Annotated in this window: 11 protein-coding genes; 3 read left to right on the forward strand and 8 right to left on the reverse strand. The window is 41.1% G+C overall.

From position 1 onward, the window contains the following. Positions 1-20 precede the first annotated feature (20 nt). From ACFOWS_RS08430 to uvrA, 3 genes are read right to left on the reverse strand one after another with little or no spacing between them, the layout of a single operon-like run. Positions 21-2855, reverse strand: coding sequence for a metalloprotease (locus tag ACFOWS_RS08430; protein ID WP_379763484.1), 2835 nt, complete (start codon positions 2853-2855; stop codon positions 21-23). Between the two features lie 11 nt (positions 2856-2866). After that, a complete protein-coding gene (locus tag ACFOWS_RS08435) occupies positions 2867-3553 on the reverse strand; it encodes an LOG family protein (protein ID WP_366589341.1) in 687 nt (228 codons plus the stop codon). 16 nt (positions 3554-3569) lie between these two features. After that, complete coding sequence (gene uvrA / locus ACFOWS_RS08440) at positions 3570-6431, reverse strand: excinuclease ABC subunit UvrA (protein ID WP_379763485.1); 2862 nt, start codon at positions 6429-6431, stop codon at positions 3570-3572. Between the two features lie 109 nt (positions 6432-6540). On the opposite strand from uvrA, the gene ACFOWS_RS08445 reads away from it, so the two are divergent. Both ACFOWS_RS08445 and ACFOWS_RS08450 read left to right on the forward strand, forming a co-directional pair. Beyond that, positions 6541-7440, forward strand: a complete 900-nt coding sequence (locus ACFOWS_RS08445; RefSeq protein ID WP_379763486.1) for a nucleoside hydrolase — start codon at positions 6541-6543, stop codon at positions 7438-7440. A 48-nt stretch (positions 7441-7488) separates the two neighbouring features. Further along, positions 7489-8013 carry a hypothetical protein gene (locus ACFOWS_RS08450; protein ID WP_379763488.1) on the forward strand — a complete coding sequence of 175 codons (525 nt, stop codon included), beginning with the start codon at positions 7489-7491 and terminating at the stop codon, positions 8011-8013. Between the two features lie 2 nt (positions 8014-8015). On the opposite strand, the gene ACFOWS_RS08455 is transcribed toward ACFOWS_RS08450, so the two are convergent. The 3 genes from ACFOWS_RS08455 to ACFOWS_RS08465 all read right to left on the reverse strand — a co-directional run bounded on the left by ACFOWS_RS08455 (position 8016) and on the right by ACFOWS_RS08465 (position 11241). Next, entirely contained in the window at positions 8016-9050 is a 1035-nt protein-coding gene (locus tag ACFOWS_RS08455; protein WP_379763489.1) for an AlbA family DNA-binding domain-containing protein, read from the reverse strand. A 35-nt stretch (positions 9051-9085) separates the two neighbouring features. Next, on the reverse strand, positions 9086-9862 hold the full coding sequence (locus tag ACFOWS_RS08460; protein WP_379763490.1) for a TIGR03915 family putative DNA repair protein: 777 nt from the start codon (positions 9860-9862) through the stop codon (positions 9086-9088). Between the two features lie 116 nt (positions 9863-9978). Beyond that, a complete protein-coding gene (locus ACFOWS_RS08465; RefSeq protein WP_379763491.1) occupies positions 9979-11241 on the reverse strand; it encodes a putative DNA modification/repair radical SAM protein in 1263 nt (420 codons plus the stop codon). Between the two features lie 100 nt (positions 11242-11341). On the opposite strand from ACFOWS_RS08465, the gene ACFOWS_RS08470 reads away from it, so the two are divergent. After that, positions 11342-12100 carry an XRE family transcriptional regulator gene (locus ACFOWS_RS08470; RefSeq protein WP_379763492.1) on the forward strand — a complete coding sequence of 253 codons (759 nt, stop codon included), beginning with the start codon at positions 11342-11344 and terminating at the stop codon, positions 12098-12100. On the opposite strand, the gene ACFOWS_RS08475 is transcribed toward ACFOWS_RS08470, so the two are convergent. Beyond that, positions 12101-13096, reverse strand: a complete 996-nt coding sequence (locus tag ACFOWS_RS08475; protein ID WP_379763493.1) for an SMP-30/gluconolactonase/LRE family protein — start codon at positions 13094-13096, stop codon at positions 12101-12103. 60 nt (positions 13097-13156) lie between these two features. Then, the gene (locus tag ACFOWS_RS08480; RefSeq protein ID WP_379763494.1) at positions 13157-14077 is read right to left on the reverse strand and encodes an ATP-grasp domain-containing protein; all 921 of its coding nucleotides are present in this window, start codon (positions 14075-14077) and stop codon (positions 13157-13159) included. Between the last annotated feature and the right edge of the window lie 9 nt (positions 14078-14086).

Genomic DNA, 14086 nt, shown 5'->3' on the forward strand with positions numbered 1-14086 from the left:
TTGTTGCGGATATTATAATATTAAAACCACTTTCGGGTGAATAGGCCTATAAGTGTTCTAGGGCTTATGGTAACCACAAAACGTATTCGTTGCCCGTAGTCATCTTGGGCAATTTCCCAACCTCTATTTGAATAAACTGGGAAATAGAGTTCAAAATAATCCGTCACTAAATTCAATCGAATTCCCGAATCATAAACAAAGCGGGCATCTTGTCCTTTACTTCGAATAAACCCAAGGTCACCATAGGCTTCAACCCATCTCCAAATGTTGGTGCTGGCATTAGTGGTCACAATCCAGTCATTCGCAAATGGGTTCTCCAGCTGGGATTTAAATCCACCTTCCGCGATTATGATTTGTTGACTATACAGTCCGGAACTCTCGGATCTTCCCAAATATGCAAGGTCAAACATATAATCGGTTGGTCTGTCCAGCGCAAAACTAAAAAAGTCAGACTCCGTGTTATTTCGTAAAAACTTACCTGCAAAAAGTCTAAAATTCAACTGTCTATTGCTTTGAAACAACTTCCGATACTCATATTCAAAGGAAAGTTTTGTAAAATTGTTGGAATGCTGCGCATCCAAGAACCATGAGTTATAGTTTAAAATGTTGTTGTCCCTATCTATGAAGCGAACATTCATAACGCCATAATCTGGGTCGGTATCTATCTCATCGGCAATATTCTCATCAATACTTCTGAACACATTTCTGTACCTAAAAAGTAAAGTTTGTCTGCGATTGGATATAAGATCATTGGGTCTCCATCCAAAACTTATTGCGGGAGTAAGTGTGGAAAACCGCGAATTTTCCTGAAAGTGTGAGGTAGAACCTGAAATGGAATACTCCGACACATAAAGGCCTGTTTTTTTGTGGTATTTCCGATAACGAAATCCTGCCTTGCCCACCATGGTACGCTCCAAAAACGAGTAAGTTGGGGCGATGTCGTATTGGAAGGGCCGCTCCAAAAAGGTCTTGTTATAAATGCGCATTCCTGGGGTGATACCATCATAAAGGTTAAAGTTGGCAATGGGCACGTAAAAGATTTGATTGTAATACGGGTCCTCTGTGTCCTTAAAAAACTGGAATTTTAATTTTTTGTTACTGGAGAAAAAACCATTGAGGGTTTTCCAGTTGTCCCGTTGATTGAATTCTGGAATTTTTTGATCGTAGTTGAGTACCATGCGATCTTCTCCGTTTCGAGGAATGGTCACCAACTTAGTAGTGTCAATATCCGTAAACCAGTATTTGGAAATCACAGAATCATTCTGAAGGCCAAACAACGAAATGGGAACATTTGTACCCCTCTTGTTTTTAATGATCAAAGAGATGGAATCCTCTGTCTTTTGTATACTTTTGATTTTAAAGTCGATTTTTTTGTCAGTGGCAACATATTCATCAAAAAACCAGTCAATGTCTTTGTTTGAAAACTTTTCTATAGTTTTTCTAAAATCATCTGCGGTCACTTTTGACTCCAAATGAAATTCTTTGTAGAATGTGGTGATGCTGCTATCAATTTTTTTCTCCCCAAGATATTCTGATAGATAAGACATACCCAATCCGGCCTTGTAGCCATTTGCAATTTTCTCGTTGAACTTTATCAAGGAGTCATTGCGTGTGGTCAATGCTTGGTCTATATTCTTTCTTGCCGACAGCATACTGAGCATCGTATATTGTTCATTGAAGCCCATTTGGGCCAAATGAAACCCTCTGAAACCCCAGATTTTGGAAAGTTTCCCAGCCAATTTTTGATTCGGATAGTACTCTTCCACATATTTTATCATGAGATAGTACGTGATGGCATCATTTACCCAACGCTCTGTTCGTGGGTTAAGGAAGAGTGTTTCTTGCAAATAATTACGGATGGCCGTTTTTAAGAATTTCATTTCAAACTGGAACTGCTCTTCATATGGCCTGATGAATGACGGCAGTTGATTGACTCCGTATAGAGGGGAACGGCTGTAATCAAATTCGCTGACCAGCAGGTTGTTATGAGGATATTCCCCTAGGCTCTCATGCAAATAGTGTATTATTTTGTTGATTGAGATGCCCTGATATACGTCATCATATTTATTGGATTCCAAATCACTGGTTACCGTAAGATTTTCAAATTTGTGCTTGGTAAATCGGTCGGTTGTTGTTAGAATGATCTCGCAACTCTTTCTGTTCCTTCCAATTAGCTTGGCATATTGTCCACCAGGGAATTTTGTACTGCTAGATTCGCCAAAATTGGACACCAGATGTAGTTTTTCTGGATAGGTGAAGTTGATGACACTTTCTGTTATGCCTGTGTAGAGGTCATCCAAATTGATGTTGTCATATAATTTCCATTCACCCCTATAAACCGCTGGGGTCAGATACCAGTTCTTAAGGTTGTAGCCAAAACCGGGCGAATAACCATAGGAAGTGAATTTAGCATCGGGAAGCTGAATGGTATATGTAAAGAACAACTCAATGGAATCATTGGGTTGGAGTATTTCATTTAAGGTGACAGATATGATATCTCTGTTCCCCAAACGTTTCCAATCCAACCCAGCGTAATCGTTGGCAACCACACTCTTGATATCGGTAAATCCTCTTTCCCGGTCCTTTGCCAAATGAAGACTACGATTGAACTCTTCCCCAAAACGTTTGGCCAATGCGGTATTCTTGTTGGAGTAGGCATGGTTCCAATCGTTGAAATACAACACGGAAAGCCCTTCGGTAGATTCGTTTACATAGGTGAACTTTTGGGTAATTTTAATGTCGTGGGCATCTCCATCCAATAGGGCCGTTACCTCATTGCGGTGTTGTGCCCACAACTGGGAGCAAAATGCAAAAAGGATTAGGAACAATCTAAATGGAGTGCAACGGGTAATCAATAGGGTATGATTTAGAAATTTGGACTGAGGTCGCGTTCTTTGTAGAAGGAATCCAAGATTTCCACTACTTCGTCCTCTGTGTCCACCAATTTGATAAGGTCAAGGTCCCTGGGGCTTACATTGCCTGCTGCGAGCATGGTGTCTTTAATCCAATCCATTAGACCTTTCCAAAATTCGGAACCTACCAAGATTATGGGGAACGTGTGTATTTTGTGGGTTTGTATCAGGGTGAGTGCTTCAAAGAACTCATCCAAGGTTCCAAATCCGCCGGGCATAACTACAAAGCCTTGGGAATATTTTACGAACATGACTTTTCGAACAAAGAAATAATCAAAATCCAAGCTCTTGTCATCATCAATATAGGGGTTATCGTGCTGTTCAAAGGGCAAATCAATGTTTAAGCCCACAGAAGTACCTCCCGCTGAATGTGCTCCTTTGTTACCAGCTTCCATAATACCGGGCCCACCTCCTGTAATGATTCCATACCCAGCTTCGGCTACTCTTTGGGCCACTTTTACGGCTAAATCGTAATAGGGTTGACCCTCCCTGACCCTGGCAGAACCAAATATTGAGACACAGGGGCCAATGGCGCTCATTTTTTCAAAACCGTAGACAAATTCACCCATGATTTTAAAAATGGCCCATGAGTCATTGGTCTTTATCTCGTTCCAGCCTTTGGTATGCTGTTCTTTTCGCATTTGTATATCTTTTTATTTAAACGGCTTTTGCTATTTTTTGCTTATTACTTTCCAATTCCTTCCTCAAAAACTTTGCCGTATAGCTTTTGTTGTCCTTGGCAATTTCTTCTGGTGTACCGGTTGCCACGACCATCCCGCCACCACGACCACCCTCATAACCTATGTCTATGATGTGGTCCATCATTTTAATGACATCCATATTGTGTTCAATCACCAAAATGGTATTTCCTTTATCTACAAGTTGGTTCAAAACCTCCATAAGCACACGGATGTCTTCAAAATGTAGTCCGGTTGTAGGTTCGTCGAGGATGTAAAATGTGTTCCCGGTGTCGCGCTTGGATAGTTCAGTGGCCAACTTCACCCGTTGCGCTTCTCCGCCGGAAAGGGTAGTGGACTGTTGCCCCAATGATATATAACCGAGTCCTACATCTTTTATTGTCTTTAACTTACGATGTATTTTGGGAATGTTCTCAAAAAAGTCCACTGCTTCATTGATGGTCATCTCCAATACATCGGCAATGGATTTTCCTTTGTACCGAATCTCCAAGGTTTCGCGGTTAAAACGTTTGCCGTTGCAGGTCTCACATTCCACATACACATCGGGCAAAAAGTTCATTTCTATCACCTTTAATCCGCCACCCTGACAGGTTTCGCATCGGCCTCCGGCCACATTAAAACTGAACCGCCCGGGTTTGTATCCCCGTATTGAAGCTTCGGTAGTCTTTGCAAATAAAGCCCGAATCTCACTGAAAACCCCAGTATACGTAGCCGGATTGGAGCGTGGTGTCCTTCCAATAGGTGATTGGTTAATGTCGATGACCTTGTCAATGTGTTGCAGCCCCGTAATTTTCTTGTAGGGCATCGGTTTTTTTACCCCGTTGAAATAATGGGCGTTCATGATGGGATAAAGGGTTTCGTTGACCAAGGTGGATTTGCCACTTCCGGAAACTCCAGTAACGCCAATCAATTTTCCCAAAGGAAATTCAGCAGTAACATTTTTAAGATTGTTGCCCGTGCAACCTGAGAGTACGATCTTCTTCCCTGTACCTTTTCGTCGTTCAGCAGACACTGGAATTTCCAATTCCCCGGTAATGTATTGGGCTGTGAGTGTATGATGGTCCTTTAATTCTTGTGGTGTTCCTTCGGAAATGATTTCCCCGCCATGTTTTCCTGCTTTTGGGCCAATGTCAATAACATGATCCGCACTCTCGATCATATCTCGGTCATGCTCCACTACAATCACAGAATTTCCAATATCCCGAAGAGATTCCAAAGAGTGAATCAGACGTTCATTGTCCCTTTGGTGCAGACCGATGCTGGGCTCGTCCAAGATGTAGAGTACCCCCACCAATTGGGACCCAATCTGTGTGGCCAATCGGATACGTTGTGCCTCTCCACCTGATAGCGATTTGGAACCTCGGTTCAAGGAAAGGTAGTCCAAGCCCACATCCAACAAGAATTGGATACGGGTCCTGATTTCCTTAATGATTTCTTCTGCTATAATTTTTTGGTTGCCTTCAAGCGAATTGTCCAATTGCTCAAAAAACTGGGCCAGCTCGGCTATGTCCATGTGGGCGAGTTCGGCAATGTTCTTTTCGCCAATTTTAAAATAGAGCGATTCCTTACGCAAACGGGCACCTTCACATTCCGGACATTTCACCTTGTCCATATAGTCCTTGGCCCACCGTTTTATGGAAGTGGAGTTGGCTTCTTTAAACTGGGTCTTTATAAAATTGGAAATGCCCTCGTAGTCGATTTTGTACTGCCGTTTTACCCCCAATGTTTTGGAATCGACCTCAAAACTTTCTTTTCCACCATTTAAAATGATGTCCATGGCCTCATCAGGAATTTTTTCAATAGGGTCGGACAATTCAAAATCGTACCGCTGGGCAATGGTCTCCAGTTGTTTGAACGCCCATGATTTCTTGTACTCACCCAAAGGTGCCAGCCCTCCGGCCTTGATTGATAATTTTTTATTAGGGATGATTTTGTTTTCATTCACTTCGTGAACATGACCTAATCCGCTGCAGGCGGGGCACATGCCTTTCGGCGAATTGAAGGAGAAGGTGTTGGGTTCTGGAGAGGGGTAGGAGATGCCCGATGAAGGACACATAAGGTCCCTACTAAAATAGCGTGGGACACTTTCGCCCTCTTCCAAGACCATCAACACATTTTCGCCACTGTACATAGCCGTATTAATGGTTTCACTGAGTCGTTTGTGAAAATCTTCGGTGTCACCGACTTTCAAGCGGTCAATGACAATCTCAATATCATGGGTCTTGTAACGGTCGACCTTCATGCCCTTTGTGATATCTAAAATTTCGCCATCCACACGAACTTTCACAAAACCTTGCTTGCCAATCTGCTCGAACAATTCGCGATAATGCCCCTTTCTGGATTTGACCACTGGGGCCAGCACATTGATTTTTTTGTCCAGATACGATTCAATGATTAGATTTTTGATTTGCTCATCACTGTAGCTCACCATTTTCTCTCCGGTGTTGTAGCTGTAGGCATCCCCGGCCCGGGCAAAAAGCAGACGCAAAAAATCATACACTTCGGTAATGGTTCCAACGGTAGAGCGCGGAGATTTTGAAGTGGTTTTTTGTTCTATGGCGATGACTGGGGAGAGGCCATCAATTTTATCTACGTCGGGACGTTCCAGTCCGCCCAAGAATTGCCGCGCGTAGGCCGAAAAGGTTTCAATATACCTGCGTTGTCCTTCGGCATAAATGGTGTCAAAAGCTAAAGAAGATTTTCCGCTACCCGAAAGTCCGGTGATCACAACCAACTTTTCGCGGGGTATGGTAACATTTATATTTTTAAGATTATGGACTCTGGCACCCCTAACCTCAATATGTTCTTCATAATTAATCATAAATCATAGCAAACCTCAAAAATAGCGATTTGGCAATTAAAAAGGAAGCCAATGTCCATTACCATTTTGATAAAATAAGCATTAAGTTTAACGAATCAAATTTTGGAAAATGAATTCTAAGTTTTTGTTGCCCCATCTTTTTGTATTTGTTCTGTTTTTCTGTGGTCTTGCCCATGCTGTGGGACAAATTCGAGAGGTGATTGTGGATGCTGACACCGGCAATGAAGTGGATGATTTTTATGCGCTAGCCCGTATTTTGGCGGATTCCAGCGTAAAGGTAACCGCATTGAATGCAGCTCATTGGCAAACTAGCCATTGGACCGTTCCAAATAGTATGGAAAACAGTCATCGTCTAAACCAACAACTTTTGGGTGAGATGGGGTTGCAACTCAAGACCTTACGAGGCGCTCCGGCCCGCATGTACGATTGGGGTGACCGGGCCCAGCACTCAGCAGCAGCGTACGGCATTATTGAAGAAGCGGAGAGAAACGACAGGGTAACCATTTTGGTGCTCGGGGCATTGACCAATGTAGCTTCAGCTGTGTTTATTCGCCCAGAAATAGCCGAAAAGCTTGAGGTATATTGGCTGGGAACAACCCTGGATTTTGAAACAGATGTGTTAAAACGAAATGACTTTAATGCTTTAATGGACCCCTTTGCATTGGATTATTTGTTGGATTCCAAGGTGGCCATGAACATTATGCCCATAAATGTAGCCGTGGATATGGAAATTGAGTATGATAAAATTTCCAAGGCTATTGGAAATAGTAGGTTAGGTCGATTTCTGATTAAACGTTGGGATGACCATTTGGATGGTGCCCGGAAAAGTAGAGTCTTGTGGGACTTAGCGCTGGTATCGGTCTTTTTAAAGCCGGATTTTGGTACAACAAGAGTGGTAAGAACATCTAGGGATAGCGGAAATCGAAACATCACTTATTATAATTCCATTGACGCCAACGCCATTTATCAAGATTTTTATAAGGTGTTATCGGCTTTTGAAAAACCATAGTTTTACACTAAAAAATAATTCGAACTTTATCTTCATAAAACTAATTGAATGAAAATACTAGGTATAGGCTCCCGTATAAATCACCCCGAACATGGAAAGGGGGTAGTGACCAACGTATCCTCAAAGCATTATTGGGTTACTTTTTTGGAAAATGGACTGGAAACCATTGACCTCGATTCCGAATTTGAAACCATTGAAGCGGTGGAAGACGAAGTGGACACTGTAAGTTTTTTTGATGTGGAACGTTCCTTGGTCAAGATTTTGGAAAAGTGGAGCGACACCCATGAAAAAGTGGCCATTGCAGATAAATGGAAAGGTGGAAAACTCATTTTGGACCCTGGGGATGCCACGCAGAGCAAGGAAATGCCCATCGACACTTTTTTTCACAAGATAGTGATGGTGCGTGACCGTATCCGGGTGATGGAACAAAAAATAAATAGCAGCAACAATCTAGATGACCAAGAAAAGATAGATTTACAACAATACATTACCCGCATTTATGGTAGCTTGACCAGTTTTAATGTACTGTTTAAAAACAAGAGCGACCATTTTGTGGGGGAGAGAAGCAAATAATGCTAGATTTTCATTAAAAGATCTATGGCTTTTTGTCTAATATTCTTATATAAATTAATGAAGTTATCATAGAAAAAATAGACGTAAAGGTCATAGTTTTTCTCCATATCTAAGACAGTTTTGCTATCGGTTTTCATTGTGGCAAATGAAGTATCAGTTTGCCCAGAAAATTTTTCTAAAAAATTTTCTATGTTAATTAATGAATGGTGAATTATGATTTTAAAGTCAAAAAACTCATCATTCTTTTCGAATTCATTTTTCAAGGTCTGAGCAGTAACATTTATGATAGAATATGGATTGATTTCTATTTTGTTGTATGAGATGTGAACTATTTGTGAACGATATTGAAATTTTTCAGGTGTGTTTGATTTAATCCCTGATATTTCAACTTCACAAAACTCGGTTAACTCTTTTAAGTCATATTGCTTAGCAAACGCTAGCATTTGTGAAACTACAACTGATAATTTTTCTTCAGCTTTTGTAAGGTCAATTAAAAATTTTGAAATATGATCATGTTTTGAACAGACATTATTGGTTGATTCTAGAGACCTTAACCAATCATTAATTCTGATAATGTCAATTGCGTTAGCTTCAGTGTTAGATGAACCATTTCTATAATACACTTTTCCTTGTGTCAATCCTTTGAGAGTATTAATAGATGGCATTATTGGCATTTCATACTTCCAGATAGGCAATTCTATAATACCAAATAGGTTATTTGAATAATTAATGGTGTAATAAGAAAAAATAGGTCTCGAAATTACTTTGTCCTTAATTTTATCTTGAAGAATTGCATCATCATAGCGATTATCTATGCCTACTAATTCTAATTTTCCATCTTCTAATTCTTTAATTCCAAAAATTATATAGGCGTTTTCCTTTCTTATGGTATTAGAAAATGAGATTATATCCTTAACAAATTTTGAGGTAACAGATTTATCTGAGTCGTTGTCAAAGTCATAAAAACTCTCTTTAAAGTCAAGAATTGCACTTTCACTTCTACCTAGTAAACTTTCGAAATCAGATACGGACAACATATTTTGTTCATTTATATAAAATTAAAGTCATTTTATTAAACAGCTTCTTTCTTTTCACTAAGATACTTCCAATACCGCTTCGGTACATGTTGCGTATGTAATTTAGGGTTGATGCGCGATTTTATACTGGTGCTTTTAAAGTAATCATTCCACAAGGTTTGGTAATCGTACTCCTCGGTTTTAAAAACATCACTTTTAATGGTCTTGTTGTAGTGGATGTCTCTAAGATTCAAGGATACCATTTCCACATGGTCCAAATTGTAAAAAATACCATAGTTTCGTTTTACATCATAGATCAACCATTGCTGGTCCGCGTAGCGGTCCCGAAAGTGTTTGGAGATTAAAGGCAAGACATCAAAATCGGGTTCAATATTGGCAAAATAAATGTCGTCCTTGGTCAATTGAAAACGGACAAAGGCTTCCATACGGTGCTTTTCACGCCCTACTTTTCGAGCCAGTTGGCTAATGTGGAGCACAATTCCGTCCGAATAATCCAACTGTTTTCCACTTTTGGTGGCCATCAATTTTTGGATGTAGGTATACAGCATTAATTCCACGCCCTCAGTTTCGCTCAAAAAGGCAAAATACACATTGGCAATGGCATTATGGCTCTTGTTCCGAACACCATTCCATACCCGCTTGGCTTTTTCAACGTTGGTGAAGATGGTTTCAGTTTCAGAAAACAAACCATTTTGACATTCGCTATTTTTTTGGATATCGGCCACATTAAGTTTTTCATCAAAAGCGACAAAGACGGCGGTGAGGAAGCCGTTAAAGCTACCGTCGTAAATTAAGGTTGTTGAGGGTTTCATAATGTTCGTTTTTATAGTTTTTCAATGTCATTTCGAAGGAGTTTACGACTGAGAAATCCAGATTTCTCACATGCGTTCGAAATGACATACTCCTGTTCATTGCTCATTGCTCATTGTCAATTGAACAATGACAATTGTGTACTGTACTGATTCCGAAACTTGCCAGACGAAGTCTGTAGAATCATACCTTTAATTTTCTCCGCATCCAAATCACGGCGCTCCCAATGGCGGGAATCGCACACCATAAAATATTTGGCACGGTTGAGGGCCACTCCAATTTTCTTGAGATGGTCCCAGTTCAATTTTCGAAACTTTCTAGCTTTTATTATTTTTTCAACGGATTGCATGCCAACACCGGGAATGCGTGCCAAAAGCCGCTTATCCGCTACGTTTACATCCACAGGAAAGTGATGCAGGTTGCGTAAAGCCCATGAAAGTTTGGGGTCTACCTCCATATCTAAATTGGGATGGTTATTGTTCAAAATTTCATTCACGGCAAAGCCGTAAAAGCGCAATAGCCAATCCGTTTGATACAATCGGTTCTCCCGAAGCATGGGGACTTGCGAGCCAATGGCCGGAAGGCGGGCATCATCTGCCACCGGCACATACCCGGAATAATATACCCTTCGCATCGCATATTTTTTATAATAATACGTCGCTGAGTACATGATATCTTTATCCGTCTCCCCAGACGCCCCCACGATCATTTGGGTACTTTGCCCCGCAGGGGCATATTTAGGTGTACTCTTGATGATTTTTTTCTCTGACTTGTATCGTACAATCTCATTTTTGACTTTTAGCATGGGTTTGGTGAAATCTTCATGCTTCTTATCAGGAGCCAATAATTTTAAACCTGATATGGTGGGCACTTCAATATTCACCGAAAGCCGGTCTGCATACAAACCAGCTTCATACATGAGTTCGTCACTGGCTCCGGGGATGGATTTGAGATGAATGTACCCATTAAAGTTTTCCTCTTCCCGCAATTTTTTGGCCACGGCCACCAAACGCTCCATGGTGTAATCGGGGCTTTTGAAGATTCCCGAACTCAAAAAAAGTCCTTCAATATAATTTCTTCGGTAAAAATTAATAGTCAAATCAACCACCTCTTGAATCTTAAATGCGGCACGTTTGACATCGTTGCTTTTTCGGGTGACGCAATAGGCGCAATCAAAAATGCAGTGGTTGGTCAATAAAATTTTTAATAGGGAGATACAGCGACCATCTGAGGTATAACTATGGCAAATTCCCATGCGTGAAGCGTTCCCTAACCCTTTGTTCTTGTTGGTCCGGTCGCTGCCACTACTGGCACAGGACACGTCGTATTTGGCGGCGTCTGCAAGGATGTTTAGCTTTTCTCGAATTCTGTCAAAGTTCATAACTTGGAAATATTCCAATCAAAGATATGGAAATATTCCAATAAATGGATATAATCCAAATTTATTTTTGGAAATAATCCAAAATGTATATATTTGAATTGTGGAAAACGAACTTACACTAAAACGGTTTATTGATATTCGAAGGGAATTGGGCTATACCCAAACTGAGTTTGCCCAGTTGTTGGGGGTGAAGAACACGACTGCGGATATTGAACGGGGCCGGACCAAATTGTCAGGGAAAGTAGTGGAGGAGCTATTAAAGCAATTCAAAATAAACCCACTGTGGCTTTTTGGCGATAGTGACCAAAAACATTTGGACACCTCCAAAACCAGTGTAATTCCAAAAGTGGTCACTGTAGATAGTTCCGATCAAGATAATATGGTCTTGGTCAATGCCAAAGCCGCTGCGGGGTATCCTCAAAATATTACAGACACGAGTTGGTACCAACAACTTCCAGCTTTTGATATGCCCATTCCAGAGTTTCGGAATGCTACGTATCGTGGTTTTCAGGTAGAAGGTGACAGTATGTTGCCCAATTTACGGCCCAATGATTGGGTATTGGCGCGTGCCATTGAGCATATTGACCATGTGAGCCCCAATAAAATGTATGTGGTGGTTCTTCAAGATTCGGTGATGGTAAAGAAAATTGAGCGTAAACCAAATTCCAACAATATTACCTTGGTTTCTTTGAACGAATCGTATCCTCCCTACGATATTAAACCCTTCCAAATTCAGGAAATATGGGAAGTAAGTAGCAAACTTACTTTCAATATAGACGCCACTACAGAAACTGGACTACTGAAACAATTGCAGCAATCCATGGAGGAATTAAAAAAGCAGATGGGTCAAATCAAATAGTTAAAACCCATCACCGACCGTTTTGGTCTGAACTCGCATCAACGTATTATTGGCGGTCATATAAAGTACCGAACCATCATCGCCCCAAGCGCAGTTGGCCGTGGGTTGACCTGTTTCTATCCTTCCCAAGTATTTGCCTTCCGAAGTAATGACCAGAACACCACCGGGACCTGTGGAAAATATAGTTCCGTCTTTGGCTACCTTCAAGCCATCGGGCAATCCCCTTAAACCGGGTTTTAATACAGTTTTGGCATCAAAAAACACTTTTCCTTCATCCACAGAGCCATCATCTTGTATGTTGTACGCCATAATATAAGGGGCATTGAAATCTGATTGGGCCACATAGAGTGTTTTCTCATCTGGGGAAAGCGCTACGCCATTGGGACGGTTAAGGTTGCTGATTACCATTTCCACACTACCGTCGGTTCCTATTCTGTAAACACCAAAGGCATCGATTTCCCGAATTTCTGAATCCTGTTGCTTGGGCAAGCCGTAAGGTGGGTCGGTAAAATAATACGTTCCATTGGAAGCTTGGACCACATCATTGGGGCTATTAAACCGTTTGCCTTGCCATGTGTCGGCTAAGGTGAATTTTCCACCTCCAACCAATGGCATTCGGGTGATTCTGCGGTCACCATGTTCACAGGCGACCAACTCACCATTGTTGTTTATGGTAAGACCATTACTGCCCGGTTCACGACTGTAGGGCAGCACGCCGGTGTACCCTGAAGGTTTTAAAAATTCGGAAATTCCTTCACCTTCCTTCCATTTAAAAATGGTGTTTTTGGGAACATCAGAAAAGAGAAGATAACCCCCTTCCTTAATCCAAACTGGTCCTTCGGACCAAGTGAAGCCTTCGGCCAAAATCTCTATTTCAGCATTCTTATCAAGATAATTGTAAAATGCGTCGTTTTCGGCTACTAATTTTGGTGCAGCTTTTTCTTGTGCTGTGCACCCCAATGTTATTCCCAATATTAGGAATGCTATTTTTTTCATTTTGATAATTTACTGGATTAAATATAATCATAACTCTGGGCAGGAACCTGAAGAGCACAACTAAAAATACGATTTCATTATAGATTGTGACAAAATATCTGCCGCTTTGGGATTGAGTCGAAACCAAAGTTCTGGCTCAAAGATTTCCAGTTCGGCCAAGGCCCAATCGTCATCGTTGTCCTTAAAAATATCTACACGGGCATATATGGGAAGCTCAGGAGCGGCATGTACCACACTCGTGGCAAAGTCAATTTGTTCTTGGGTAGGTTCATGCTGATGAACGGTTCCTCCAAAATCGTCCTGCACCCTAAAATCACCCGGTTTTGCAACTTTTAATACGGCATGGGTGAACTCTCCATTGAAGACCATCATGGAGATTTCTCCTTCCTTTATAATATTCTCTTGAAATTCTTGTAGCATCATGGCTTCTTCGGAAATCAATTTCTGAAATACAGCCTCATGTGCTTCAATGGATTCTTTCTTGATTTTGTACGTATGCCGGGCTGCACCGGACACACAGGGCTTCAAAATAAATTCTGAAGGTTGAAATCCCATCGTATTTATTGCATGTTGAAAAGCTTCTTCCAAGGTGATCTGTGTACCCGATTCCACAAAATAGGTTTTTGGAATGGTGACCCCAGCCTTAGAAAGATCTTGCAGATAGTGTTTGTCAATATTCCAATGGATGAGCTTTTTGGAATTGATAAATTGGGTTTTTTGTGAAGTGGTCTCCAACCATTTGGCAAACTTGGGAAAGCGGTCAAAATAGTCCCAAGTGGTTCTGAAGAGGGCATATTTGGTAGAGGACCAATCAAATTCTTGATCGTCCCATGATTTACGAATAGCCTTCAACCCTTGATTTTGTAGAGCTTCCAGAACCAATCGGTCTTCCAAGAGCACATTATCGATATAAACGCTTTGTTTTTTAGGATTGATGTACCTCGAATCGGTAAGTACTACCACATCATAATGCATACCCATAGTATAGAA

This window comes from Flagellimonas marina, assembly GCF_042651185.1.
Taxonomy (GTDB): domain Bacteria; phylum Bacteroidota; class Bacteroidia; order Flavobacteriales; family Flavobacteriaceae; genus Flagellimonas; species Flagellimonas marina.